At 52.1% G+C, this 25,381-nt stretch carries 22 protein-coding genes; 9 read left to right on the forward strand and 13 right to left on the reverse strand.

Annotated elements, in window-relative coordinates; all coding sequences use genetic code 11:
* The first annotated feature begins 37 nt into the window (after nt 1–37).
* The 3 genes from ABEB26_RS03540 to ABEB26_RS03550 all read left to right on the forward strand — a co-directional run bounded on the left by ABEB26_RS03540 (nt 38) and on the right by ABEB26_RS03550 (nt 2,894).
* The gene (locus tag ABEB26_RS03540) at nt 38–733 is read left to right on the forward strand and encodes a DM13 domain-containing protein (protein WP_345720565.1); all 696 of its coding nucleotides are present in this window, start codon (nt 38–40) and stop codon (nt 731–733) included.
* 224 nt (nt 734–957) lie between these two features.
* Entirely contained in the window at nt 958–1,656 is a 699-nt protein-coding gene (locus tag ABEB26_RS03545; RefSeq protein WP_345720567.1) for a response regulator transcription factor, read from the forward strand.
* The gene (locus ABEB26_RS03550; RefSeq protein WP_345720568.1) at nt 1,653–2,894 is read left to right on the forward strand and encodes a sensor histidine kinase; all 1,242 of its coding nucleotides are present in this window, start codon (nt 1,653–1,655) and stop codon (nt 2,892–2,894) included. The genes ABEB26_RS03545 and ABEB26_RS03550 overlap by 4 nt, the downstream gene beginning before the upstream one ends.
* A 120-nt stretch (nt 2,895–3,014) precedes the next feature.
* Here the strand turns inward: ABEB26_RS03550 and ABEB26_RS03555 are convergent, their stop codons facing one another.
* Together ABEB26_RS03555 and ABEB26_RS03560 are read right to left on the reverse strand one after the other, a co-directional pair.
* Entirely contained in the window at nt 3,015–4,118 is a 1,104-nt protein-coding gene (locus tag ABEB26_RS03555) for a glycosyltransferase family 4 protein (protein ID WP_345720569.1), read from the reverse strand.
* Between the two features lie 42 nt (nt 4,119–4,160).
* Complete coding sequence (locus tag ABEB26_RS03560) at nt 4,161–4,631, reverse strand: hypothetical protein (protein WP_345720570.1); 471 nt, start codon at nt 4,629–4,631, stop codon at nt 4,161–4,163.
* A 192-nt stretch (nt 4,632–4,823) separates the two neighbouring features.
* Here ABEB26_RS03560 and hisB point away from each other — a divergent pair, with 192 nt between their 5' ends.
* Nucleotides 4,824–5,414: an imidazoleglycerol-phosphate dehydratase HisB gene (gene hisB, locus ABEB26_RS03565; protein WP_345720571.1), complete on the forward strand. Its 591-nt coding sequence runs from the start codon at nt 4,824–4,826 to the stop codon at nt 5,412–5,414.
* A gap of 1,206 nt (nt 5,415–6,620) precedes the next feature.
* Here hisB and ABEB26_RS03570 read toward each other — a convergent pair.
* The 4 genes from ABEB26_RS03570 to ABEB26_RS03585 form a co-directional block, all read right to left on the reverse strand.
* Nucleotides 6,621–7,583, reverse strand: a complete 963-nt coding sequence (locus tag ABEB26_RS03570; RefSeq protein WP_345720572.1) for a GDP-mannose 4,6-dehydratase — start codon at nt 7,581–7,583, stop codon at nt 6,621–6,623.
* Entirely contained in the window at nt 7,583–8,554 is a 972-nt protein-coding gene (locus ABEB26_RS03575; protein ID WP_345720573.1) for a type I phosphomannose isomerase catalytic subunit, read from the reverse strand. The genes ABEB26_RS03570 and ABEB26_RS03575 overlap by 1 nt, the downstream gene beginning before the upstream one ends.
* 79 nt (nt 8,555–8,633) lie before the next feature.
* Nucleotides 8,634–9,722, reverse strand: a complete 1,089-nt coding sequence (locus tag ABEB26_RS03580; RefSeq protein WP_345720574.1) for a hypothetical protein — start codon at nt 9,720–9,722, stop codon at nt 8,634–8,636.
* Between the two features lie 16 nt (nt 9,723–9,738).
* Complete coding sequence (locus ABEB26_RS03585; protein ID WP_345720575.1) at nt 9,739–10,242, reverse strand: cyclic nucleotide-binding domain-containing protein; 504 nt, start codon at nt 10,240–10,242, stop codon at nt 9,739–9,741.
* Nucleotides 10,243–10,514: 272 nt separating this feature from the next.
* On the opposite strand from ABEB26_RS03585, the gene ABEB26_RS03590 reads away from it, so the two are divergent.
* A complete protein-coding gene (locus ABEB26_RS03590) occupies nt 10,515–10,739 on the forward strand; it encodes a hypothetical protein (RefSeq protein ID WP_345720576.1) in 225 nt (74 codons plus the stop codon).
* Here ABEB26_RS03590 and ABEB26_RS03595 read toward each other — a convergent pair.
* Nucleotides 10,714–11,754, reverse strand: coding sequence for an ABC transporter ATP-binding protein (locus ABEB26_RS03595; RefSeq protein WP_345720578.1), 1,041 nt, complete (start codon nt 11,752–11,754; stop codon nt 10,714–10,716). The two genes, ABEB26_RS03590 and ABEB26_RS03595, sit on opposite strands and share 26 nt — an antisense overlap.
* Before the next feature lie 3 nt (nt 11,755–11,757).
* A complete protein-coding gene (locus ABEB26_RS03600) occupies nt 11,758–12,990 on the reverse strand; it encodes a hypothetical protein (RefSeq protein ID WP_345720580.1) in 1,233 nt (410 codons plus the stop codon).
* Between the two features lie 430 nt (nt 12,991–13,420).
* Between ABEB26_RS03600 and purL the strand changes: the two genes are divergently transcribed.
* From purL to purQ, 4 genes are all read left to right on the forward strand, one after another.
* Complete coding sequence (gene purL / locus ABEB26_RS03605) at nt 13,421–16,300, forward strand: phosphoribosylformylglycinamidine synthase subunit PurL (protein ID WP_345720581.1); 2,880 nt, start codon at nt 13,421–13,423, stop codon at nt 16,298–16,300.
* Between the two features lie 235 nt (nt 16,301–16,535).
* A complete protein-coding gene (locus ABEB26_RS03610) occupies nt 16,536–17,369 on the forward strand; it encodes a DUF1444 family protein (protein ID WP_345720582.1) in 834 nt (277 codons plus the stop codon).
* Nucleotides 17,370–17,384: 15 nt separating this feature from the next.
* Entirely contained in the window at nt 17,385–18,101 is a 717-nt protein-coding gene (locus ABEB26_RS03615) for a hypothetical protein (RefSeq protein WP_345720584.1), read from the forward strand.
* A gap of 64 nt (nt 18,102–18,165) precedes the next feature.
* Nucleotides 18,166–18,936 carry a phosphoribosylformylglycinamidine synthase I gene (gene purQ / locus ABEB26_RS03620; RefSeq protein WP_345720585.1) on the forward strand — a complete coding sequence of 257 codons (771 nt, stop codon included), beginning with the start codon at nt 18,166–18,168 and terminating at the stop codon, nt 18,934–18,936.
* Between the two features lie 44 nt (nt 18,937–18,980).
* On the opposite strand, the gene ABEB26_RS03625 is transcribed toward purQ, so the two are convergent.
* The 5 genes from ABEB26_RS03625 to ABEB26_RS03645 form a co-directional block, all read right to left on the reverse strand.
* Nucleotides 18,981–20,567 carry an ankyrin repeat domain-containing protein gene (locus tag ABEB26_RS03625; protein ID WP_345720586.1) on the reverse strand — a complete coding sequence of 529 codons (1,587 nt, stop codon included), beginning with the start codon at nt 20,565–20,567 and terminating at the stop codon, nt 18,981–18,983.
* Between the two features lie 227 nt (nt 20,568–20,794).
* Nucleotides 20,795–21,886: a prenyltransferase/squalene oxidase repeat-containing protein gene (locus tag ABEB26_RS03630; protein WP_345720587.1), complete on the reverse strand. Its 1,092-nt coding sequence runs from the start codon at nt 21,884–21,886 to the stop codon at nt 20,795–20,797.
* A gap of 203 nt (nt 21,887–22,089) precedes the next feature.
* Entirely contained in the window at nt 22,090–23,526 is a 1,437-nt protein-coding gene (locus ABEB26_RS03635; RefSeq protein ID WP_345720588.1) for an aspartate kinase, read from the reverse strand.
* 147 nt (nt 23,527–23,673) lie between these two features.
* On the reverse strand, nt 23,674–24,747 hold the full coding sequence (gene thrC, locus ABEB26_RS03640) for a threonine synthase (RefSeq protein ID WP_345720589.1): 1,074 nt from the start codon (nt 24,745–24,747) through the stop codon (nt 23,674–23,676).
* A 265-nt stretch (nt 24,748–25,012) separates the two neighbouring features.
* Entirely contained in the window at nt 25,013–25,375 is a 363-nt protein-coding gene (locus ABEB26_RS03645) for a DUF1294 domain-containing protein (protein WP_345720591.1), read from the reverse strand.
* Nucleotides 25,376–25,381: the final 6 nt, after the last annotated feature.

The raw sequence follows: 25,381 nt of genomic DNA on the forward strand, positions 1-25,381 counted from the left end.
ATAACTAGACTATGACATTTTATGGAGGTTAGCAGCGATGAAATTGCGATATTCAGCAACGATTATTATTTTTGGCTTATTAACGGCCTGTGGTACGGCCCCAACCAAGGTCGATGAGCCTTTTCCAACCACTAGCAGCGCAGCCATGGTTACAGCTCAACCAACCATGGATAGCATGATGCAAACCGATGCGATGTCGATGACCGATGATCTGATGCAGCCAACCGATGCGATGTCGATGACCGACGATCTGATGCAACCAACCGATGCGATGTCGATGACCGACAACATGATGCAGCCAACCGCAATGCCAACGGCTGATGACATGATGCAGCCAACCGCAACCGTTGAGCCAACCACCGAATCGCGGGTTGAGTCAACCGTTGTGCCAGCTGAGCCAGTGGTATTGGGATCGGGTAGTTTTCGCGGAATCGATCACAAAAGTGGCGGAATGGCAACGCTCTATCAACAGCCCGATGGCAGCAATTTGTTGCGCCTCAGTGATTTCTTTGTTGAAGCCGGTCCAGATATGTATATTTTTGTCGCTAAGGCAGCCGAAATTAATCAACCCAGCGATTTACAAGCGGGCTACCTCGAATTGGGCAAACTCAAAGGCTCCGAGGGCAACCAAAACTATAGCCTGCCCGCCGATTTTGATCCTGCGCTCTACTCCAACGTGGTTATTTGGTGCGAAAAATATCAAGTCTTGATGGCAGTTGCGCCAATCCAGTAGAATGTTTGTAAGGATGAAGGATGAAGGATGAGGGATGAAGGGAAAAAGAATATAGGGATCAGGGGTCAGGGACTAGGGATCAGGTCGATCGGCATATAGGGATAATCAAACAAATCTGGGTCAATCTGTGGCGAAACAACAGCCCTTCGTGCTCTTTGTGTCCTTCGTGGATCAATATCCTAATGCCTGACTCCTAGCCCCTGACCTCTAAAAAAGGATTAGTTATGGCCAATATTTTGGTGGTTGATGACGAACCGAATATTCGTGAGGTGGTTGGCTTGTATTTGCGGCGCGAAGGCCATACCGTGCTTGAGGCTAGCGATGGCGAGGCCGCTTTGCGCTTGGCGCGTCAGCAACCACCCGATTTGGTCGTGCTTGATCTGATGTTGCCCAAAGTGACGGGATTGGAAGTTTGTCGGCGCTTGCAGAGCGACCGCCGCACTCCGGTGATTATGCTCACCGCCAAAAGCGAGGAGAATGATCGAATCATCGGCTTGGGTGTTGGCGCTGATGATTATGTGGTCAAGCCATTTAGCCCCCGCGAATTGGTAGCGCGGGTGGAGGCGGTGTTGCGTCGTGTTCAGCCGCAGCCCGATGCTCCGCCGCCCGACGAACGCCCGATTGAACTTGGCTCACTGCGGGTCGATCCGCGCACTCGTGATGTGCAAGTGGCGGGCAAATCAATCAGCCTGACTGCGCGTGAGTTTGATTTGCTCTATTTTTTGGCACGCCATCGTGAGCGCGTGTTTACCCGCGACCAGTTGATGGAATTGGTGTGGGGCTATACATTTTCTGCCGATACCAGCACTGTGACGGTGCACATTCGGCGCTTGCGTGAAAAAATCGAAGATGACCCAACCGCGCCGCGCTATCTGCAAACGGTTTGGGGCGTGGGCTACAAACTCTGCGCAGGCGAACAATGAGACGTTTTTTGCATCAGTCGAGTCTCTTGTTGCTAACCTTGGCAATTGCGTTGGGCTTGGTAAGCTTGGTCGGCCACTTTGGCTTGATGCTGCCAATGAGCGAATTAGAAGGCATCGTCAAGCTGTTTGGCTCGCTGGGCTTTGGCGCGGGCATCGTGGCAATTGTCGCCTTGCAAAGCCGCATGCTCTCGCTGTTGCGCAGTTTACGGGCGCAAATTATCGCCGCAATTGGCCTTGGCGGAATTTTGGTTGCGGCCTTGTTGCAGGGCGTTGCGCGAGCCATGTTTATCAGTACCGACCACGATTTGCCATTGCTCTTGTTGGTCTTAATTTTTATGTTGGTGCTGGCTTTGGGGTTTAGCATTGCTGTCGGGAATGTACTGGTAGCGCGTTTGGCCGAGGTTCGTGCGGGAGCCGCCGCCCTCGCCAAGGGCGATTTGGCCTTGCGAATTCCTGAGCATGGCAACGATGAAGTCAGTATCTTGGCCGCTGATTTTAACCAGATGGCCGATGCACTGGCCCAAAGTGCTGAGCGCCAACACGAACTTGAGCAATCGCGGCGCGATTTGATTGCAGCGATCTCGCACGATTTGCGTACCCCGCTGACAGCAGTGCGGGCGATGATCGAGGCTTTAGCTGATGGTGTGGTAACTGAGCCAGCCATGCAGCAGCGCTACCTTAATTCGGCCAATGCCCAACTGACCAACCTAAGCACCTTAGTTGATGATTTATTCGAGATGGCTCAACTTGATGCTGGGGTGTTGCGTTTGGAATTAGAACGCGCCTCGCTGGGCGATTTAATCTCTGATACGTTGAGTAACTTACAGCCGCATGCTGATGCTCATGGCGTGCAATTGCGTGGCAGCGTTGCACCTGAAGCCGATTTGGTGCTGATGAATGCACCCAAATTGCAACGAGTGTTGTATAACTTGATTAGCAACGCGCTGCGCCACACGCCGAGCGACGGCACAATCGCCATTCAGGCCCAAACAATCAACCAAACCGTGCATGTTGAAGTCAGCGACACAGGCGAAGGCATTCAGCCCGACGATTTGCCGCATATTTTCGAGCGCACCTATCGCGGCGAGAAATCGCGTTCGCGCGATTATGGCGGGGCGGGCTTGGGCTTGGCGATTGTACGGGCGATTATCGAGGCCCATGGTGGCAACGTTTGGGTTGAAAGCCAACCCCAGCATGGTGCACGCTTTGTCTTTACCCTGCAAACTCCCGTTAACTAGTATTTGTAATGGTTGATTGCGTTTGCGATGAAGTACATGCCCTCACCCCCTCTCCCGCACGCGAGGCGAGGGGGAACCACGAAACCAAAAGCCCCTTGGGCGAGGGGCTGGGTGAAGGGATTAATCAAGTACTCGCCGATAAACGGCCAAGGTTTGCTCAGCGGTGCGTTGCCACGAAAATTTGGCTGCTTGAGCCGGAGCTTTATCACGCAAAGCTTGACGAGCTGCATCATCATCCCATAATCGTTCAATTGCATCAGCCCACGCTAGCGGGTCAGCAACTGGCAATTTGAGGCCAGCTTCGCCGACCACTTCAGGCAAACTTGAGGCATCAGCAACCACTACTGCCGCGCCACAAGCCAAGGCTTCTAAGGCTGGTAAGCCAAAGCCTTCGTAGCGCGAGGGGTTGAGATACAAGCGACAGGCACTCAGCAGCCAGCGAATCTCCTCATCGCTAGGGCTATCGATCCAAGTCACAACATCTTCTAAGTGTAATTCAGCCAGGGTTTGCCAAATTTCGCTATCGAGCCAGCCGCGTCGCCCCGCCAAAGCCAAGCGATAGCCAGCTTGCGGCTTGCGATCAACTGCAATTCGTAAGGCTCGCAACAACATTGGGATATTTTTGCGCGGCTCTAGGGTTGAAACAAACAGCATAAATTGATCAGCCTGCCAAATGCTGTTGCCAATGTGGCGTTGAGCATCGGCGGCTAGGGCGATTGGCTGCATATCGGTCGCCAGATGAATCACATCAATTCGCGCTGGATCAACATTTAATACATTAGTGAGATCGTTGGCGGTGCTGTACGAATCGGCAATAATTGCATTGGCTGAGGCCAGCGCTCGCTCAATTTGGCCATAATAACGGCTGGCATTGGCATCCAAAATTTCGGGAAACAATTTAAAAGCCAAATCATGCACAGTGATTACGGCAGGAAATGGGCGATACAGCGGCGGAATAAAATCAGGTGAGTGTAACAATTTTGGGCGGCGCAGGCCAATTTCCAAGGGCAAAAGCACTTGTTCTAAGCGATGATGGGGCGGGGTGAATAAACGTGCTCGCTGAATGTTGGGGCCAAGCACCAATGGCTTGGGGCTTTTGCGATGTTCCAGCACCAACCATTGTTGCTCAGGCGCGATTTTGGGCAAATAGGTCAGCAATTTTTGAGTGTATTGGGCGATGCCACCATGGCGGTAGGCATTCAAACGCGCATCGATCGCAATCATCAGCGGCCTCGTAGCAAAATATGATTGTTATGCTACCACAGCCTAGGAGCGCTGGGTGATCAATTGTTCAACTGGCGGCGGCGCAACTTGGGGCTTATCGACGATGCCGCTAACTTCCTCCAAAATTGCCTGGGCGCGATAGCTGGCGACCAAAGCTTGGCGCAAACTACGCTGTTGTTGAATGCCCTCTTCGTTGATCGAATTGCCAATCGCTTGTTGCAATTCCTGAATTTCACCCTGCAAGCCTTGGGCGGCTTGAGTTAATTGGGCAAATACTGCTGGCGGCAGATTGATTGTGCTGGCATCGATCAGTGGTTTTTTATGCTGATATTGGCGTTCAAGCAATAAAAAAATCGACCAACCTGCCATTCCAGCCACGCCCCAATCGATCAAATAACACAGCCACACTGGCGAGCGTGGCGTGAGAACTTGATGATCGACGAGATCCCAAGCGATGTAGGCAGCAAAAGCTCCCAACAACGGGAACCAGCGACGATTGAGGCTAACCTTCATAATTGCCCATCCATTACACAAATTAATGCCTGAACAATGATTCAGGCCAATCTAGTATGCTGCGCTAATCTGAAATTCTGATGAAAATTTGATGAGATGGCGATGAGCTATTAGCGTGAAATCGTTATCAAGGCTGGTTGGCAAAAATCGCCAGAGCAGGTACGATCAGGCAGCTTTAGCGAAAGGATGATTATGGCTCGGATTGCAACGATCGAACGCAACACCCGCGAAACCCAAATTAAGCTCACGCTCAATCTCGATGGCTCTGGTCAAGTGGCGATCAATACGGGGATCGGGATGTATAACCATATGCTGGAGAGTTTTGCTCGCCATGGTCAATTTGATTTAGAAGTGACCTGCAATGGTGATTTGCATATCGACGATCATCATTCGGTCGAAGATGTGGCAATTTGCTTGGGCATGGCAATTGATCGGGCACTCGGCGATAAGGCTGGTATCACTCGCACTGCCCATACCTATGTGCCGATGGATGAGGCATTGGCATTTGTCGCGCTTGATCTGAGTGGCCGACCGTTTCATGTGCTCAACTTTAGCTGGACCAACCCCAGTATCGGTGGCTTGACCTGCGATTTGGTTGAGCATGTGTTTGAAAGTATTGCGATTCATGCCCGAATGAATTTGCATGCGAAAATCGAATATGGCCGCAACGACCACCACAAGGCCGAAGCCTTGTTCAAGGCTTTGGCGCGGGCACTCGATAGCGCCACCAAGCATGATCCCCGCTTGGGCGATGCGATTCCCAGCACCAAAGGTGTGATTTAACCAACATGCGCCCGCTTTATCTATCATTGCTGGTGGATGTTGGCAGATATACAGAGGTTGAAAAAAATAATAATAATCGACCAGATACGTATTAGAGGGTGCAGGGGGATGAAAACCCTTACGGGGTAGGTTTTTAAGAATTAAGGGATGACGCATTACCGAACCGGCGGTATGATCGGGGTGTCAACAACCAATCAATCCTCGCGAGGTCGTGATGCGTCATCCCGGATTATCAGCATGGGAAGCCGTCGTGTCAAGCGCCTTTCCCCACTGAAGTCGCGCGTTTGCCCGTGGATTGGCCTGGTGGAGTTTCGGGATTGCCCACACCCGAAGCGGTGGACGACGCACAATTGCGACGTGGTTTGCCCTCGTGCTTGGGCAGAAGGTCAATACTATCGAACAGCGCCTCTATGAATGGTGGCCGGCGACCAGCGGTAAACGCTCGATGTCACCAGCTGCTTTGCCCCGCTCCTCGCATGGGTGCTGCGCCTCTGGATGGGAACCCAGCTCACCCTCACCCTTGATGCCACACCTCTGCACGATTGCTTCAGCGGTTTGACCATCAGTGTCGTCTATCGCGACAATGCCATTCCAGTGGCGTGGACGATCCTGCCTGCCAGCCAGAAACAGGCCTGACATCCGCTGTGGGTGCGGCTCTTGGCCCTGATCCAGTCCGACATCCCTCCTGACTAGACGGTGCTGGTGCTGACCGATCGCGGCCTGTGGTCATCGACCCTCGATCGCGCAATTCAGGCCCATGGCTGACATCCGTTCATGCGGATTACCCGCCATCGCACGGTGCGGCCTCATGGGCAAGCGCGATCGGTGGCCCCGACGACGCTGGTCACGCCACAGCAGCCCCAGTGGCGCGGGGTGGTGCAGGCGTTTTAAGGGCGGTATCCGCTCACGGCCACGCTGCTGGTCTGGATGGGCAGCATGCCGACCCGTGGTGCATGCCGACCGATCTGCCACCAACTGCCAGTGATGCGGCGTGGTATGAGCTAGGGTTTTCTTCCCCTGCACCCCCTAAATTTCAATTGGTGATGGTCAATCATTGTCCGATAAACCACGGAATCCGTGGTTTGCAGCGGAAACTTATCCTAGTAGAGATTTTCATCCCCTAATATTTAACGGATAACCCTCGGTTAACTCTACAACAATTGCCAAGAAATGTCTGAGCACTAATTTTGGCAACCAGATTAGTCGCTACAAAATGCCGTAGCGTTCGCGCCAAAAATCCAGCACTTCTTGCACAATTTGCTCCATGCCAATTTGTGGCTCCCAGCCTGTGGCTTGGCGCAATTTACTATTATCGCCTTGTAAAATTGGCTCATCGACAGGCCGCAAACGGCTTGGGTCAAGCCTAACTTCGATTGGCACACGCCCAAAACGCCGCACCAACTCCACAATATCGCCAATGCGGGTGGCCACGCCCGAACAAAGATTGTAAACCTCGCCCGCAGGCGCTTTTTCGAGCAGCAGCCACAAAGCCCGTGCCACATCGCTGAAATGGCTGAAATCGCGCTGTGGCTCCAAATTGCCAACATGCATCACTGGTTCGCTCTGGCCTGCTTCAATTGCAGCCATTTGCTGGCAAAATGTTTGAATCGAGCAGCGATCGCCTTGGCGTGGCCCCACATGATTAAACGAGCGGGTAACTACGACATGTAAGCCATATGATTGATGATATTGCAAACTCAGCATTTCGGCGGCGGCTTTGCTCACGCCATATGGGCTGCCTGGGCGCAAAGGGTGGCTCTCCTTAATTGGCACATCAGCCGGATTAACGATGCCATACTGGGCGCTGGTGCAGGCAATATGCACACGAGCTTGAGGTACGGCAACCCGCACAGCCTCTAAAATATTCAGGGTTCCTTCGGTATTGGCACGTAAAGTGGTAACTGGAGCATCCCATGAGGCGCTGGGGTAGCTTTGGGCCGCAAGGTGAAAAATGCGATCTGGCAGAACTCGCCGCAGCAACGTCGCCATCGCAAAGGCATCTTCAATATCGCCTTCGTGAAAGGTTACTTTGCCTTGCAAATGCTCAATTGGCCGTGGATCGGAGCGCCAACGCTTGAGCGCATGAATTTCGAGATTAGGCAAGGTTAACAGATAATCGGCGAGAAAACTACCAACTGGCCCAGTAATGCCAGTAATCAAAACACGCATTAGAGTTCCTCAGTAGGTACATAGCAGCGCAGCAGGGTCACCGAGTTGGCAACTTCGTAGGTGTATGCGCCCAAACTTGCTGGCAAAACCAAGGTCGTGCCCAGCGTCAATTCCCAAACTCCGTGAAATGAGCGCAAGGTGGCCGAGCCATCGATCACGGTGATAATTTCAAAGCTGGTGGGCAAGGTTGCCGAATCGACGCGGCCATGCAATTGCCAACGCTCCATGGCGAAATAGCGACACTTAACCAGCAACGTTCGGCGTGAATCAAGTCGCGTCGGCGGAGTTTCAGCTGATGCCGATGCAGCATAATCCAGCACATCCAAGGCTCGTTCAATGTGCATCTCGCGAGGTCGACCATAATCATAAATTCGATAGGTCAGATCAGAGGTTTGCTGAATTTCAAACAGCATCACGCCAGCGTTAATCGCATGGATCGTACCAGCAGGCACGAAAATTGTGGTTCCAGCGTGGGCTGGCACATAACGCAGCAGTTCAGGCAAGCGATCGTTGGCGATCAATTGGCTACATTCTTCGCGGCTGGTTTGGCGATTAAAGCCATGAATCAACTGAGCATTGGCTTCAGTTTGCAGCAAATACCATGCTTCGGTTTTGCCATTGAAGCCAGTGGCAGCCTCGACCGTGTGGGCATAGGTATCATCGGGGTGCACTTGCACCGACAGATGATCAGCAGCATCAATAAATTTAGCCAGCAAGGGAAATTGGCTGCCTGAGCGCTCAAATGGCACGCTACCAAGCAATAATGCCCCATAGCGTTCAGCCGCTGCCGCCAAGGTTTGGCCTTGCAACGGACCATCAGCGATGCGATTTTCAGCATAAACGAGCCAAATCTCGCCCAGCGGGCTAGGGGCAGCGGGCAAGTGCAGCCATTGGGCTAGGCGATTGCCGCCCCAAACACGGCTATCGTAGCGAGCTTCGAGTTGGATGGGTGGTAAGGTTTTCGCTTCCATAATTACTATCTTCTAAAGATCGCAACGACGCTGAGGTAGACTCACCCCAGCGTCGTTCCATCGATCAATCGTGATAACGCTAGCGATGAATAAAACTCGTCCAAGTGCGATATTCGCGGCCTTCAAAGGTCGCAACCACTTCAACCGGAATCGTGCCAATCGGCAGATCACGCACATGGAACACAAAACTGGCAGTGCCATCAAGTCCCGTCGTATGGCCCGTGCCTGGAATCCGTTCGTTGCCAATATAGCGGTAGATATTGACAAAGGCTGGATGAGCCGCCTCGCCGTTGACAATCAAGCGCACACAAATCACTTCATCTTCGGGTGGGCTGACCACGGGCAAAGTGGCCCATGCTTGAATGCCTTCGATTGGCGCTGGCACATTGATATGACAAGGCCGATCGGGGAATGGCACATTGATGGGAATTGGCAACACTGCGGTTGGAATCGCGGTTGGCTCAATTGGCGCTTGGGTCGGCACAACTGGAATGGTTGGCGTTGGTGTTGGGCGAGGCTCTTGCTCACGCTGACGATATTCAACCCCAACCAAACCTAGCACGACCAAATTGGTTTGGTGCAATTCCATGCGGCCCCGCTCGAACCACTGAAACGAAATTGGGTTGCCAGCAGGATCGCGGCCAACCAGCAATGGGCTAATGGGCAAGCCATAAATTTCGAGGCTGGTTGCACCTGGCGTTGTACCCACAGTTTCCCATTTGGTACGAAACGGCTCACATACATTAAAGCCAGTGCGTTCGAAATAGCGGCAACCAGCGCGGGCAGTTTCGCGTTCATGGCCGATGCGATAGAGTTCTGCACCCAAACGCCCAAGCTGTACCTCGAACTGGCGCGAGTGCTCAGGATGATATTCAAAGCGTGCTCGCTCAAAATATTGCACGGTAAAAATGCCGTTACTGGTTGTTTCACGAATTTCAGCAGTAATTGGATAGCCGAATTGACTTAGACCGCCGTTGGTCTCCCAATAGCGCCGAAATGCCCCGTTGATACAAAACCCAGTGCTCGAAAAACACAATGGTTGTTCAACGGCAGGCGGCTGATCATCATCTTCGGGGTTTTGGGCGGCAACCGGTTGCCAGCGCCAACTCGCCCAACTCACACAGATAAGTATCAACCCTAGCCCAAAGGCGAGCCGCCAACGGTGCATACGTCAATCCCCCTCACTAGGCAATAGTGGTTTGAGCACTCAAGGCAGTCAGGCGGGCACGTAAGGCCAACATTGCTGCTAAATTGCGCATCAAACGATAACCAAAAATTGGATCTTGCTCACAACGATTGAGAATTGCAGCCTGCGAAATGCAAATCACCCGCACACCTGCATCGCCTGCTTGGAGTCGCGCCGAACGCACACCGCCATCAACCAAGGCCAATTCACCAGCAATTTCATCGGCAAACAAGGTGGCGAGTTTGCGCTCTGGCCCTTCGGCTCCAAGGCTGCTTGGGTCGAGCCACACTTCCAAATGGCCGCGCACCACCACATACAGATCGTTTTCGCTGGATTGTTGGGCTGAAAGCACCACCGCCGGCTCAAGTTGCTGAATCTGGGCGTGATCGGCCAAGAAGGCTAAATCGTCGGGCCGCATTTGTTCAAATAAGGGAACATCGGCCAAACGTTGGGCGATGTCGGCAGGGGTTGGTTGCTCAGATGAATCTGGCTGCAATGCCATAAAGCCTCCAAACTAGGTTCATGCCTGTATTCTAGCGGTTCTTGAAGTGATCGGCAACATTGGCCCAATTTTGGCGTACAATGCTGACAGACCATTGGTCATCCCCCCAAATCGTGAGCAAAATATGTTAATATCCCCATACTGCCGATTTTGGTGGGACTCTGGAACTATATCATGCGGCGTGGTAATGGCATAGTCTGTGCTTTATAGCCAATCAGAATATCGAAACAAAAAATAACACATTACAAACAATGTTAAAAGGAGGTCACAGGGTGCACTGTCCTCATTGTAATGCACCCTGTCGCTACATTGGCGAGCAACGGGGCGCTGAAAAATATAATCGTGGCCGGAAGATGTTGTTGTGGACGTGTGTTGCCTGTGGTTCAACGTTAAGCCAATTGGTCGATAAGGACACGCCGATTCCATCGGTTGGCACACTTTCATCGCAGCAACAAACCAAAACAACCGTCGTCAGTGGTCGCTCTGCACGAGACTAAGCTGCTGGGCATCAAATGTTAGGTCGAGGTCTTGATCTTGGTGTAGTTGATAGCTGCTCGGCAAATCGAGTTGCAATACCCCATGCTGATAGCGCCACTCAATCCGTTGATGGCTCCCACGGAAACTTTGCCCAGCCACTTGGCCGCGATAGCTAGCCGTTGCATTTGGCGCTAGCTGGGCCGCCTCAGGCCGAATCAGCAAATAGGCTGCTTGGGTTTGCGAGCTTTGAATTTCAAATTGGCCTAAATTGGTTTCGACCAGCTGTAACTCAGAGCTAAGGCTGGTTTGCTTCACAATTGGTAATAAATTGGTCAGGCTCAAAAATCGCGCTACAAAGGCGGTTTTGGGCTGTTGGTAAATCGCTTGGGGTGTATCTAGTTGCACAATTTGGCCTGCATTCATCACGGCCAAGCGATCTGCCACCACAAATGCTTCATTTTGATCATGGGTTACATAGATCGCCGTCACTTCAGCCGCTTTGATGATTTGGCGCAATTCCTCGGTTAAGCGTTCGCGCAACGTCCGATCCAACGATCCCAAGGGTTCGTCAAGCATCAATAATTGCGGTCGCGGCGCTAATGAACGCGCCAAGGCCACCCGCTGACGTTCGCCGCCCGATAATTCGAGAACCGAGCGTTGTTGATAGCCAACTAAGCCAACTAATTCGAGCATTTCGGCGACCCGCTGTTGGCGCTGAATTTTAGCCATGCCTTCCATGCGCAGGCCGAATTCGATGTTCTCGCCAACATTGCGATGGGGAAAGAGCGCCCAATCTTGGAACATCAGGCCAAAATTGCGCCGATGAATCGGAATGGGATTAAGCGGTTGGCCATGCAACAACAACTGGCCTTGATCAGCAGATTCAAGGCCAGCAATGATTCGCAAGAGGGTCGATTTACCACAACCGCTGGGGCCAAGCAAGGCCAAAATTTCACCACGATTGATCGTTAGTTCAATCTCGCGTAAGACGATTGTTTGTTCAAACTGCTTACGAATGCCTTGCATGTGCAACATAGTTTATCCACGACTGCGTTGAGTGAGGCCAATCCCAAGCAATAGTATAGCAAGAATTGCCGCACCAACCCACCAATTGTGCTGTGGATCTGCGGCGGCACTAGTATCGGGCAAGACTGCTGGAATAACGGTAGGTGTGGCAGTAATGCCGCTGCCTTGTTCGGGTGTAAGCGTGGCAATTGCTTCAATCGTGGCGGTGCTGCTGATTGAAACGGTTGGTGTGGTAATCACCACCTCGGTCGCACTCACCGCAATCGTAGCGGTCACTTGATTAATTGCCGTGGCGTTGGGCGTTGGCCGTGGCGTGCGGGTTGGGGTTGGCGTGCCAGGCGCACCAATAATCCGAATTGGCACATCGTCGGCAGCAGGCGCGAGATCGTTCCCAAAGCTATCGCCAGCACCAACCACGCGAGCGCTATTGGTGGTTTGCTCAATCCCCTTGAGCGCCGTAAAGACTGTCGTGATTGAGATAAATTCGTTAGGTGGCAGGCGCATAGGGCGTGGCGGGGTTAGCACATTCGCCCAGGTTAGGCGGCCTGGCTCAATTATATCGGGCATTGGCTCCGATGCAATAAATTGCAGTGCGGTTGGATCAAAGGTGTCTTCCAACGGCAAGCGCACAACATCAACTAAACCAGCATTTTGCACCCGAATTGTGAAGGTGATGCGTTGCCCAGCTTGGGGCAGCACTCCATCATCAAGTGTTTTTTCGAGTGGCGTTTGACCGCCAACTGCTTCATTATCGTGCTCGGCCTCGCCATCGCCCACCAAATTGCCCAATGAATCGTAGGCATCGTGGGTTGCAGCATGGTTGACCACCCGTGGCGAGGGATGTTCGGCGGTGAAGCGCACTAAAATCACCACTTGCTCACCAGGAGCTAATGGCCCAGTCGTTTCCAGAATGTTGTCCCAATTGATCACACCAGTGCTGGCGTTGTGGGTATCTTCGGCTGGAGTGGCATTGATATAGCCCAACACCGAACGATCATAGGTATCAACGACTGGCAAGGTGATCACGGTGGTATGCCAGTTGTTGGTGATCGTGATGGCGAAGGTCAGGGTTTCGCCAACCATCACCACATTGCTCGATTTGAGCAAGGTTTTTTCAACCCGCAAGCCATTGCTTTGGGCAGCGGCGGGTCGCACCGAACCCCCAAAAAATAGAACTCCGACTACCAACAGAAAAAGTGCGGTCGTGATGGCCAACAACAAACCAAGCATGCGCGAACGAAGCATCGTGTTGCTCCTTTGCGTTAATTAAAAAGTGGTTAAATACTACCATAGAACGTATCAAGTGATGTAGAGGTCAGGGGCCGGTTGTTAGGGGCCAGGTTAAGCTTTGATCCACGAATTACACGAAGCACACGAATGCTGATCTTTAGCCACGAATTACACGAAGCACACGAAGGCTTCATTTTCGCCACGAATTACACGAATTACACGAATGCTGATCTTTAGCCACAGATTGCACAGATTATTCAGATTGTTGTTCCTATAGCCAATAACCTCATCTTCGTGCTCTTTGTGCTCTTCGTGGATCAAATATCAATCTAGCCCCTGACCCCTGACAGCTGGCCCCTCATCCCTAACAATGCCTTTTTGACATTCATCCGTGAGACGGGTAGAATCGCGATAGCCTACGAGTTCACTCGAACAGGAGTCAATTGTGTCCGCATATTTGGTCACTGTTTGCCCACGCGAGGCCGACAACCACGAACGGCTGTACCTTCTCGCCGGCGATCTTTCCTCAGAAGATGTCCAACGCCTGACCCTCGAATTACTGCATGATCCCGTTGCCCATACTGCTACCTGGCAAGCGCTTGATGCTGAGCTAGCTGCGCCCAAAGCTGGAGCATTAGTGGAGATTGCCTTTCGTCCAGGCGTGACCGATAACGAAGCTGAGACGATTTTAGTTGGCGCACGCCATATTGGGATTAATGGCTTGAAACAGGCCAAAACCCTGCGTCGCGTCTATGTGTCCGATGTGCAAGACGAAGCTGTTTTGCGTCAATTTGCTGGTGAACATCTTTTAAATGATTTGATTGAAACTGCTTATTCTACCCTTGAGGCTCGTAGCGCTGAACGTTTGCAGTTTTATCAACACTTATTACAACTCCCTGCTCCCCACACGCCCACGATCACCCGCGTGGCTTTGCGCGGAGTCAGCGATAGCGAACTCGAACGGATTAGCCGTGAGGGCATTTTGGCCTTGAGTTTGGCTGAAATGCAGGCAGTTCGCGATTATTTTGAAGATTTAGGCCGCGACCCAACCGATGGCGAGCTGGAAACCCTCGCTCAAACCTGGTCGGAGCATTGCCGCCACAAAACCTTCCGCGCCACGATCAGCTATCAACAATCGGCCTCGGATGCGGGAATTGATGCTGCTTTGCACCCAGCCTTGGCTGAACTCAATGCTGCCAACGGCGCAACAATCAATGGCTTACTCAATCATTATTTGCGCAGCGCTACCAACGCTGTTAGCAACGAAGCCTTGCTCTCGGCATTTGTCGATAATGCTGGGATTGTGGCTTTCGATGAGCAGTATGAAATTTCCTTCAAGGTCGAAACTCACAATCACCCTTCAGCGCTTGAGCCATTTGGTGGCGCAAATACCGGGGTTGGCGGGGTTGTGCGCGACGTGTTGGGGGTTTCAGCCAAGCCAATCGCCGTAACCGATGTGCTGTGTTTTGGCTACCCTGATTTGCCAGAAAGCGAGCTTTCGCAAGGTGTGCTGCACCCTCGCCGGATTCGCGAAGGTGTCGTGGCTGGGGTACGCGATTATGGCAACAAACTCGGCATCCCGAATGTCAACGGGGCAGTTTGGTATGACCATGGCTACACCGCTAATCCATTGGTATTTTGTGGCACGCTGGGCATTGCCCCACGCGGCAGCCACCCACGCGGCGTTCAAGCAGGCGATGCAATTGTGGTAATCGGCGGACGCACTGGCCGCGATGGCATCCATGGCGCGACCTTCTCGTCGGTGGAATTAACCCACGACACCGCTGAAACGGTTGGGGCTGCGGTGCAAATCGGCGATCCCGTGACCGAAAAAACCGTAATCGATGTGTTGTTGCAAGCCCGCGATTTAGGCTTGTATAGTGCAATTACCGATTGTGGCGCGGGCGGGCTTTCCTCGGCGGTCGGCGAGATGGGCGAAGAAACTGGCGCAGTAGTTGAATTGCGCGATGTGCCGCTCAAATATGCTGGATTGCAACCATGGGAAATTTGGATCTCTGAAGCCCAAGAGCGCATGGTCGTTTCCGTGCCGCCGCAGAATGTCCAACCCTTGCTTGATCTTTGCCATGGCGAAGATGTTGAGGCAACCGTGATTGGCCACTTTACCGCCGACGGCGTGCTGACGGTCAAGCACAACCAATTAACCGTGGTTGAGCTGGATATGGCCTTTTTACATAGCGGCGGGGTGCAATTTAAGCTGAATGCTGATTGGCAACCAAGCCCAGCGCCAGCCGCCCAACCAGCCGCTATCGATCACAATGCCTTGCTCAAGGCAACTTTGAGTCAGCCAATCGTGGCCAGCAACGAAAACATCGTGCGCACCTACGACCACGAAGTGCAGGCAGCGACCGTGCTCAAACCCTTGGTTGGCGTGAACGAAGATGGCCCAGGCGATGCGGGGGTGCTGCAACCACGGGTCGATTCAAACCGTGGCGTGGTGCTTGGCTGTGGCCTAAATCCGTTGTATGGCAAAATCGATCCTTATTGGATGGCCTTAGCAGCGGTTGATGAAGCGCTACGCAATATTGTGGCTGCTGGCGGCGACCCCGAACAAACCTGGATTTTGGATAACTTCTGTTGGGGCGACCCCAAATTGCCTGACCGTTTGGCAGGTTTGGTACGAGCTTCGGCTGGTTGTCACGATGCAGCCTTGGCGTATCGCACACCCTTTATTTCGGGCAAAGATTCGCTCAACAACGAATATCGCGATGCAGAAGGCAAGCGCGTGGCGATTCCGCCAACCTTGCTGATTTCGGCCATGGCCTTAGTGCCCGATGTGTTGCAAACAATCTCGATGGACGCGAAAGCCGCTGGCAATGCGATCTACTTGGTTGGTTTGACTCACGACGAACGGGGTGGGGCCGTCAGCGGCTTAGTTGGCGGCATTGATAATGGCAATCTGCCCAAGGTTAATCTGGCGACCGCGCCAAGCGTGCACAAAGCCATGCATGCGGCGATTCGCGCCAATAGCGTGCGATCTTGCCACGATTTGAGCGAAGGTGGCTTAGCGGTCGCCGCAGCCGAAATGGCCTTTGCTGGCGGTTTTGGCTTGAGCTTAGAATTAAGCGCAGTGCCAACATCAAGCAGCTTGAGCGCTGATGCCTTGTTGTGGAGCGAATCGACCACCCGTTTCTTGGTCGAAGTTGAACCAGCACAAACCGCTAATTTTGAAGCCCAACTGAACAACATTGCTTATGCCAAAATCGGCCAAGTGCTGGCTGAACCACGCCTGATCATCAATGATTTGGCTGGCCAGCCGATTATCGACAGCGATTTGGCCAGCCTCAAGGCCGCATGGCAAGCCTAAATGGGCAAAGGCTTAGCGCTCCACGTTGTAAAGGTTCATTGCATTGGCAACAATCTGAACCCCTCACCCCCAGCCCCTCTCCCATTGCGATGGGCGAGGGGAGTGGTTTCCCCCTCGCCTGCTGGGCGAGAGAAGGGGCTGGGGGTAAGGGAATATTGGCTGGGGTTAATGTCATAAACCATTGCGCTCAACCCGCTAGGCCTTTGGCTTTTAACCTACAATAAGGACAAGGGTTATGGAAGAACGGCCACTTTTAGATGATGAAGAATTTGGCGATGTTGTCGAGGAGCGTTTAGAGCAACTTGGCGGCATTGAAGAACTGAGCCGCGATAGCATGGAGATTCGTTTTCGCTGGCATGGACGGGCGGTCGTCTCCGAACTAGAGCATTTTTACAAGGCCTATCGCCGCTCACCAGAACAACTTGAATCGATTTTGCAATCGCTCGAAGCGGCGGTTCGCTCGTTTGCACCCGATCGCGGCCAAGAGCTATGGGATGAACTGGAAGATCGGGTTTATCCGATGATCAAGCCAGCTTCGATGTTGCTCGAAGTAGCCGAGCGAAATTTGCCCCAATTGGTCTATCGACCATTTCTAGCCGATTTGATCGTGTGCTATGTGATCGACGAGCCAGAGAGCGTGGCCTACATCAACGAGGAACATCTCAAAACCTGGGGCGTACTCGAAACCACGATCTACACCAAAGCCGTGGATAACCTGCGCACCAAAACCCTCAAACCTGGCATGGCTCAAGTGGTGGGCGAGGGCAATCAAATGCTCTTTATCTACTCGACCAGCGATGGCTATGATGCAGCGCGAATTCTCTTGACCGATGTTTTGAGCGAATGGGCCGATTTATTGCCTGGAAACTTGGTGCTGGGAATTCCCAACCGCGATTTCTTGATTGGCTTCAGCGATGCCAACCCTGAAATTTTGCAACGGATTGCCATGCAAATTGCCCAAGATGCCTACAAACTCGATTATGGCCTGAGCGATCAGCTTTGGACGATCAAACAAGGCCAAATTTTGATTTACGAGTACGATTGGTCATCAAGCGAACGTAAAAATTAGCGTGAGGTTTGGTGCATGGCAGCAATGTTCATTGGAATTACGGTCATTTGTTATGCCGTAGCGATTTTATTGTGGCTGCGCTTTCGCTCATACCGCTATTTGCTGGTGGTGATTGCAGGCCATTGCACCATCATAGCCGAGCCGATTTTGCAACGTTTGTATAGCCTAACCTACCCTGACAATGTGGCAGCAATCACCATGTTTGGTAATGCTGTGCCAATCTATGCGTTGCTGGCGGCTAGTTGGATTGGCTCATTGCCAGTGTTATTGATGTATTTTGGGCAACAGCAACATTGGTGGACGCGCCATTACCTGACTGGGGTGATAGCGTATGTGGCGCTCGTGCTCTATCACATTATCATTCAAGGGCTGGCCGCTCGCACTGGGTTATGGCGTTATAGCCAAAGTGTTGGAGCGTGGGGGATTAATTTCTATCTCTTGATGGCGGTTTTTGCTGGGCTAAGCTCATTACTATTGTTCTATGCCATGGTTGCCAGCCGCTATTATGCCGCCGAAATTGCCGTGCCAACCCTCGTTGCCGCCAGCATCGGATCACCGTTGATCTGCTTTGGCTTGCTGGGAGCGCCGTTCTGGCTACCACGCTTAATCGGCAGCAGCGGCAATTTTACCAAGCCTGCGTTACTGGTAATTGCGGGGCTGGTGCTGTGGGTGGTGCATTTGGCCAGCGCTGGCATTCACGCTTCGCGCCAACAACATGTGATTGAACGTTAATCGAACATAGTGCATAGAACATAAACATTTGAATAATCGACCTTCACAATAAGGAACTCTGATTATGACAAAGGTATTGGTGCTGCGAGCACCGGGGATTAACTGTGATGCCGAGGCCGCCGAAGCCCTCGAATTAGCGGGAGCCAAGGCCGAGCGGGTTCACGTTAACCGTTTGGCTGAAGGCAGCATTCAATTGGCCGATTATGGCATGTTGCTGATTCCAGGCGGCTTTGCTTATGGCGACCACCTTGGCGCAGGCCGCATGTTGGCAGTCGATCTGATCTATCGTTTGCGCGAGGATCTGAGCCGTTTTGTGGCTGATGGTCGGCCTGTGCTAGGCATTTGCAATGGGTTTCAGGTGTTGGTCAAAACTGGCCTTTTGCCCAGCGATAAAGTTGGTCAAGCAACCTTAATCGATAACGCCAGTGGCCATTATGAATGTCGCTGGATCAAATTGGGCCTCAACAGTGCTAGCCCGTGTGTCTTTACCCAAGGCTTGAGTGGCACGCTTGATTTGCCAGTTGGCCATGGCGAAGGGCGATTTCTGACCGATCAAGCTACGCTCGAAAAGCTCCAAGCCAATAATCAAATTGTGGTGCAATACCTCGATCAAGCAGGCCAGCCAACCATGGAATATCCTGCTAACCCCAATGGAGCATTAAACGCGATCGCGGGCATTTGCAATCCAGCGGGCAACGTATTTGGTTTGATGCCCCACCCTGATCGAGCGTTCTTACCACAACATCACCCACAATGGCGACGACGCGGCCTTGATCTCGAAGGCCCAGGCATGGCAATTTTCCGCAACGGCGTGCGAGCAATGGCCCTAGTTTAAGCTCAATGGCGCAACAGATTTCTGCTGTTGCGCCATATTCAATTTCAATTAACGTGCTTGAGCGCCGCTACTTGATTACGTGGTGAACCACCCCAATTGTCTAGTGCATCAATATCAGCGCCGCTAGCAACCAGCAGGCGGGCTGCTGCCGACTGTTCATGCCACAATGCCAAGGTAAGCGGCGTGCCACCATCAGAACCACGCGGCTCTAAGCCAGCACCCCGCTCAAGCAGATATTCGAGCACCGCAAGTTGACCAGATTTACTGGCCCAATGTAAGGCAGTATAGCCCCATTGATCGCGCTGGTGTAACGCATGGCTATCAGTTTCGACTAAGGCTTCGACCCTCGCTAGATCGCCCATACCTGCCGCCATCCACAAATCAGGTTTCACCCCATGAGCCAGCAAAAACTCAACAATTGCCGTCTGCTCACGTTCAACTGCGAGTCGTAAGGGTGTCCGTCCATACCGATTAGGAGTGCTGCCCACCTCAGGATTGTGCTTCAGCAATTGTTCCAAGAGATCAGTGCGGCCAAGCATTGCGGCAATAAACACATCGGGCGTTGCCCCATGATCCAACAAGATCGCAGCAGTGGCATTGTGATCATAAGCAACAGCAAGTTGCAGGGCGGTTTCGTTGCGTTTGGTTCGTGCAGCAATATCGGCACCATGCGCCAACAATTCAGCAATCGCCTCAACTTGACCATTCCATGCCGCCAAATGCAAGGCAGTATATCCCCCTTGATCGCTGACCTGAATGTTAGCCGCAGATTGAGCTAGCAGATCACGCAAGGCTGGCTCAGTGCCAAGCAAACTAGCAGCCAAGATCGGCGCAGCATTGCTATGAGTCAACAACAAGGCTGTGAGTTCAGGTGCTGCTTGCCGTTTGCGGGTTCCGGCAGCATGAGCAGCCAAATATAACGGTGAACGACCACGAGCATCCAGGTTATTGGGATCGGCATGAGACGCTAATAGCAACTCAGCCATGGCTTGATTGCCCCGATCGGCAGCGACATGCAAAGGTGTGGCAGCTGGCGGATGGGTCTGATTGCCAGTTGTACGGGTGTGTACTAGCTCAGGATTTTGCTTGAGCAGTGTCGCTGCCTGATCGTCGTGATCAAGGATGATTGCTGAGAAAATATCGATCATTGCGCCGTTTGCGATCAAATAGGAGCACAGATCTGGATGATTGCCCCATTGATGACCTGGGCGACGAATGCAACTAGCAGCCAAATGTAATGGTGTTTGCCCAGCATGATCAACTGGATTAATATCTGCGCCTCGTTCCAATAGCATGTCGACAATATCAGGTCGGGTGACCCAGCGTACCATCGCATGCAGTGGCGTGCCACCATGCAGATCACGCGCATTGGGGTCAGCCCCAAGTTCAAGGAGCTGCTTGACCAAGCGCTGTTCACCATTCCAAGCAGCGATGTGTAGCGGGGTCTGGCCAATCGGCGCATTTGCATATTGCTCTGGATGGCTCACCAAGCCATTAGCAATTGCGGGATTAGAAGGATTGAAACTCATCCGTGCTAGCTCTGGCTGTACTTCTAGAATCTCAGTAGCAATTGAGCTTTGACCAGAACGAAGTGCCTCAAAAAGCCGCACTTCGATCATTGAATTATTCATGGAAGTTCCTTTCCTGCTCAACAAATCGATTTGGGGAGTTTCAATATACGGGATTGGGTTCGCTACGTCAAAAGCTGGTTGAAGGAACTTAGCTAGCAATCTGTAAGTATTTTGGCGTAGAACAATGGCTGGGTTTGAGGCTTTGGAGGCTTGTGGGGCATTCGGGTTGATAGCTCGAAAAGCAAGTAGGCCTTGATCAATCAGATCGATCAAGGCCGTTTAGCAATTTAGGCTAATTTGCGCAGGCGTAGGCCAACCAATACGCAGGTTGCCAATACACCAAGCAGAATTGGCAAGGCCAGATTTGAGCTTGAACTAGTGTCCGGTAACATCCCAGGCAAGCCAGGTTGTTGAACTGGTATGGCCGTCGAGCCATCAACGGGAGCTAAGGTTGGGGTAAGTGTAATGCCAATCTTGGCAAGTTCAATAAATGGATAGGTTTTTTGTAGCACCGCCTGAACAGCCGAACAAGTGGACATCGTATCAGGCTGTGGGGTCGATGAATCACGCCGAAAACCACCATCAGCCAGCTGCAAACGCCGCAAAGCGTTGACTGGATTGTTGATATTATCGCCCCATGGTTCAGCCTTGGGATCACCACCAGTTGCTAAAATAGCTTGGATGGCCAAGGATGTAGAAATTGCATCTTTAAACGCCGATGGCGGAAAGTTGCGATTGCCGACAAACCCCCGATCACCATCTTGCTGGGTTTGCAAGAAGGCCAAAGCCGCAGGAATTGCCGCAGATTGCTTTTGATCAGCTGCGACTAAGGCCTGAATTTGTAAGGCGGTGTTTTGAGTGCTGGTATTCCACGACCCATCAGCTAACTGTTGATCAAGAATTGTCTGGATCGTCTGTGGCTCGATCGCCTCGCCAGCAGCTTTTAAGGCCATCATCACCAAGGAATTCTCATACAAGTTTTCGCCATACATGCCAGTTGTCGGATTGTAACTCTGAATAATCGCCGCTACCAAATCAACTCCACCAACCGAGCGGGGATCATGACCGGTTAGCAATTGAGCCATGACAATCGCCGCAGCTTTATCGGGATGCCCAATATAGCTCCGAGCCTGTTGCTCAATAAACCGTTGCGTGGCTGGATCAATTTGATAGCCCGCAGCATGCAAGGCATACACCGAACAAGCAGTTGGATCAAGTGGAGAGTGATAATACGAATCAAAACTGCCATCCGACTGCTGCTGAGTCAGCAACCAATCAGCCCCACTATTTTTCTCCACCGTTTGAGCAGCAATTGGGACCGCTACCAAAAAACCGATTAGGACTAACAGCCAACGATAACGAACAATGGTTTGAAGCATGCCAATACCTCCTAGAACCACACAGATCAGCCCAGCAATCGTGGCCAGCAAAACCAATGATCAATCAGACTGATACAAGTATTATGAAAACCTCATGCCTATATAGGTATAGGCCTAAAGTCATGATTTTATACCTATTGACATAGAAAGACCCTCAGTTCAACGAGAGAACTGAGGGTCTTTGTTTGATTGAGACTTAAAATTTACTCACATGGTGGGCGATGTTGAGCATTGATCGTTTCGCGGTAGGTTAGGGCATGAATGGCTCGCACCCCAGCCTTGGCGCTATCGCCCGAAACCACTAAGCTAATTGCACATTCGGATGAGCCTTGAGCAATCGCAATCACATTGATTTCAGCATCGCCAATCGCGCTAAACACCCGTTTAGCCACCCCAGTTGTGCCGCGCATCCCCGCACCAACTGCCGTAATGATCGAAACCCCTTCTTCGAGGGCGATCGTATCGATATCGCGGCGTTCGAGTTCGATCGCTAGCTCTTGGTTCAGCGATTCGACCACGCGCTTTGCGCCGCCATCGGGGATGACAAAACAGATGCTTTGCTCGGATGAAGCTTGCGAAATCATCAAAATACTAGCATCTTCACGGGCTACCGCACCAAAAGTACGGGCGGCAATCCCAGGCACACCCAACATGCCACGACCTGCCACGGTGATCATGGTCAGATTGTGAATTGCAGTAACTGCTTTGATTGCGCCAACGATTGGCTCAGTTTTGCCCACAATCACCGTGCCTGAATGGCTAGGATTGAAGGTATTTTTGACTCGCAAGGGAATGCCACGCTCGACCACAGGCCGAATCGTTTTGGGATGCAGCACTTTCGCGCCGTAATAAGCCAATTCGCTAATTTCATTGTAGGAAAGCGTACTGATCACATGGGCATCGGGAGCAATTCGGGGGTCGGCAGTCATCACCCCATCAACATCGGTATAGATCCAAACTTCGCTAGCTTCGAGCGCCGCGCCTAGAATCGCAGCACTCCAATCGGAGCCACCACGGCCAAGTGTGGTTTTTACGCCCGCCAAGGTTGCGCCGATAAAACCTGTGACCACTGGGGTGATCCCTTGATCCAAGATTGGGCCAAGGGTAGCGGTGGTGCGCTCAGTGGTTTCGGGCATCAACGGCGAAGCATCTTGATAGCGATCATCGGTAACGATCAGATCGCTGGCATCAAAATGTTGCGCAGGCACGCCCAAATGGCGCAAGGTTGCGGCCACAATGCGGGCACTCATGCGCTCGCCCAAGCCAGCAATCGCATCGAGCGTGCGCGGAGTCAATTCGCCCAAAACCCGCACACCTTCGCACAAACGGGCACACTCATCGAGCAAGCCATCAATTTCGGCTTGGATCGCAGCCTGTTCTGCATCAAGCAACTCGCCAATCACATCATGATGACGCTGACGTAACTCAGCATGGAGAGCTGCTACAGCAGCAGCATCGCCCGTCGTTTGAGCAACCCGCACAATATTCAATAACTTATCGGTGACACCGCTGAGGGCCGACACCACCACAACAACATGATCCCAAGTAGTGCGATTAGTGGTAGTGATTGCAGTTAAGCCACGAATAGCTTCAGCTGAACCGACCGACGTACCACCAAATTTCGTCACTAGCAAACGCATAACGTGCTCCAAATGAAAAATTGAATCCACCTTGCAGGCGAGCAACAACTCAACAACTTTTTTGCCCCCAGCAATTAAGTTGCTGCCCAAGTGCCTGAATGTGGCTAAATCAATAGCGTCAAAACCCAGCTCACTCTCACCGCGCCACTACAAATTTAAGGCGGCGACCACAGCGCTCAATTCAGCAGGGATAGCCTGTGGAACCGAGAACTGCTCGACTGCCAATTGTGGGTCTTTCAAGCCATGGCCAGTAATCACTGCTACAAAACGGCCATTGGGATCGATACTGCCAGCAGCCAAGAGTTTGCGAATACCCGCAACCCCCGCCGCCGAAGCTGGTTCGCAGAAAACGCCTTCAAGTGCCGAAAGATCGCGCCAAGCCGCCAAAATTTCTTCATCGCTGACATGATCGATCGTGCCAGCCGATTCGTCGCGAGCATTAACTGCCAACTGCCACGAAGCTGGATTGCCAATTCGAATCGCGGTTGCCACGGTTTCAGGATAAGCAATTGGCTCACCGCGCACGATCGCCGCTGAACCAGTCGCTTCAAAACCCAAAATTTTGGGCAAGCTTTCGGAGCGATGCGCTTCGTAATAGCGTTTGAAGCCCATCCAATAGGCCGAAATATTGCCAGCATTGCCAACTGGCAAGGCCAAATAATCGGGTGCATCGCCGAGTACATCGCAAATTTCGTAGGCAGCAGTCGCTTGGCCTTCCAAGCGATAAGGATTAACTGAGTTGACCAAGGTAATTGGGTGTTGTTCGGCCAACACGCGCACCATATCCAAGGCTTGGTCGAAATTGCCTTCGATCACCAAGAGTTTGGCTCCGTACATCAAAGCTTGAGCCAATTTACCCAAGGCGATTTTGCCAGCAGGCACGACCACCACACATTCCATGCCCATGCGAGCGGCATAAGCAGCGGCGGCAGCACTGGTATTGCCAGTTGAGGCGCAGACTACGGCTTTGCTGCCAGCTTCGAGCGCTTTGGCAATCGCCATGACCATGCCGCGATCCTTGAACGAACCAGTTGGATTCATGGATTCTAATTTGAGCCACAACTCGCGCACCCCAAGGTGAGCAGCCAAGCGTGGCACATTGATCAACGGTGTATTGCCCTCGTGCAACGTAACAATTGGCGTTTGGGCAGTGATCGGCAAAAATTGGCGGTAGCGTTCGAGTAATGGCACCGCCGAAGCATGGGTGGTTAGCTGACTCATAGCTGGTGTGTCCTACAAAAAAGCCCCTTCCCAATGCGGAAAAGGGCATCATCGCCGATGGCGCTGATTATAACATATTTAGATTATTGTTGAGTTAGTTACTGAAGATTGGCTACTTTATTTTAACCACGAAGAACACGAATTGCACGAAGGCTGATTTTTAGCCACAAATTCCACGAGTAATCGTCTGATCCCCATCGGTGCTCTATGCTCTATATTCTATGCTCATCCCACTGCATTACCAGCTTCGGGTTGCGGTTACGGCTCAGTTTAACAATAGGTCACGCACCAAGCCAACTGCCAATAATCCAATAACATGGCAAGCAACGATTAACCAAAAGCCCTGTAAAAAAGTCTTTTTTTGTGATTTATGGCGGAGAAACCAAATGCCAATCACAGCGCCTAAGGTTCCGCCAAAGGCCACAAACAACAGCAGTGTGCGCTCGGCAATGCGGCGATTACGCCCTTTTGATTGTTGCTTATCGAGAAAAAAGGCCAGAAAAGTGATGAATGAAATCACGATCAGGCCAATCCAGCCATAACTATAACCAAAACTAAACGCTGCAACAAGCCCAAATGCCACCAATATATGTCCAAGATCGATGGGGATCAGCCCTTGTTTCGCCATTGTTCA

Origin of the sequence: Herpetosiphon gulosus (assembly GCF_039545135.1) — a bacterium.
GTDB classification, from domain to species: Bacteria; Chloroflexota; Chloroflexia; order Chloroflexales; family Herpetosiphonaceae; genus Herpetosiphon; species Herpetosiphon gulosus.

What these genes read in the sequence shown, in the direction of transcription:
- ABEB26_RS03540 (WP_345720565.1), top strand. Translation starts at nt 38, where the DNA reads ATGAAATTGCGATATTCAGCAACGATTATTATTTTTGGCTTATTAACG.
- ABEB26_RS03545 (WP_345720567.1), top strand. Translation starts at nt 958, where the DNA reads ATGGCCAATATTTTGGTGGTTGATGACGAACCGAATATTCGTGAGGTG.
- ABEB26_RS03550 (WP_345720568.1), top strand. Translation starts at nt 1,653, where the DNA reads ATGAGACGTTTTTTGCATCAGTCGAGTCTCTTGTTGCTAACCTTGGCA.
- ABEB26_RS03555 (WP_345720569.1), bottom strand. Translation starts at nt 4,118, where the DNA reads ATGATTGCGATCGATGCGCGTTTGAATGCCTACCGCCATGGTGGCATC.
- ABEB26_RS03560 (WP_345720570.1), bottom strand. Translation starts at nt 4,631, where the DNA reads ATGAAGGTTAGCCTCAATCGTCGCTGGTTCCCGTTGTTGGGAGCTTTT.
- hisB (WP_345720571.1), top strand. Translation starts at nt 4,824, where the DNA reads ATGGCTCGGATTGCAACGATCGAACGCAACACCCGCGAAACCCAAATT.
- ABEB26_RS03570 (WP_345720572.1), bottom strand. Translation starts at nt 7,583, where the DNA reads ATGCGTGTTTTGATTACTGGCATTACTGGGCCAGTTGGTAGTTTTCTC.
- ABEB26_RS03575 (WP_345720573.1), bottom strand. Translation starts at nt 8,554, where the DNA reads ATGGAAGCGAAAACCTTACCACCCATCCAACTCGAAGCTCGCTACGAT.
- ABEB26_RS03580 (WP_345720574.1), bottom strand. Translation starts at nt 9,722, where the DNA reads ATGCACCGTTGGCGGCTCGCCTTTGGGCTAGGGTTGATACTTATCTGT.
- ABEB26_RS03585 (WP_345720575.1), bottom strand. Translation starts at nt 10,242, where the DNA reads ATGGCATTGCAGCCAGATTCATCTGAGCAACCAACCCCTGCCGACATC.
- ABEB26_RS03595 (WP_345720578.1), bottom strand. Translation starts at nt 11,754, where the DNA reads ATGTTGCACATGCAAGGCATTCGTAAGCAGTTTGAACAAACAATCGTC.
- ABEB26_RS03600 (WP_345720580.1), bottom strand. Translation starts at nt 12,990, where the DNA reads ATGCTTCGTTCGCGCATGCTTGGTTTGTTGTTGGCCATCACGACCGCA.
- ABEB26_RS03610 (WP_345720582.1), top strand. Translation starts at nt 16,536, where the DNA reads ATGGAAGAACGGCCACTTTTAGATGATGAAGAATTTGGCGATGTTGTC.
- ABEB26_RS03615 (WP_345720584.1), top strand. Translation starts at nt 17,385, where the DNA reads ATGGCAGCAATGTTCATTGGAATTACGGTCATTTGTTATGCCGTAGCG.
- purQ (WP_345720585.1), top strand. Translation starts at nt 18,166, where the DNA reads ATGACAAAGGTATTGGTGCTGCGAGCACCGGGGATTAACTGTGATGCC.
- ABEB26_RS03625 (WP_345720586.1), bottom strand. Translation starts at nt 20,567, where the DNA reads ATGAATAATTCAATGATCGAAGTGCGGCTTTTTGAGGCACTTCGTTCT.
- ABEB26_RS03630 (WP_345720587.1), bottom strand. Translation starts at nt 21,886, where the DNA reads ATGCTTCAAACCATTGTTCGTTATCGTTGGCTGTTAGTCCTAATCGGT.
- ABEB26_RS03635 (WP_345720588.1), bottom strand. Translation starts at nt 23,526, where the DNA reads ATGCGTTTGCTAGTGACGAAATTTGGTGGTACGTCGGTCGGTTCAGCT.
- thrC (WP_345720589.1), bottom strand. Translation starts at nt 24,747, where the DNA reads ATGAGTCAGCTAACCACCCATGCTTCGGCGGTGCCATTACTCGAACGC.
- ABEB26_RS03645 (WP_345720591.1), bottom strand. Translation starts at nt 25,375, where the DNA reads ATGGCGAAACAAGGGCTGATCCCCATCGATCTTGGACATATATTGGTG.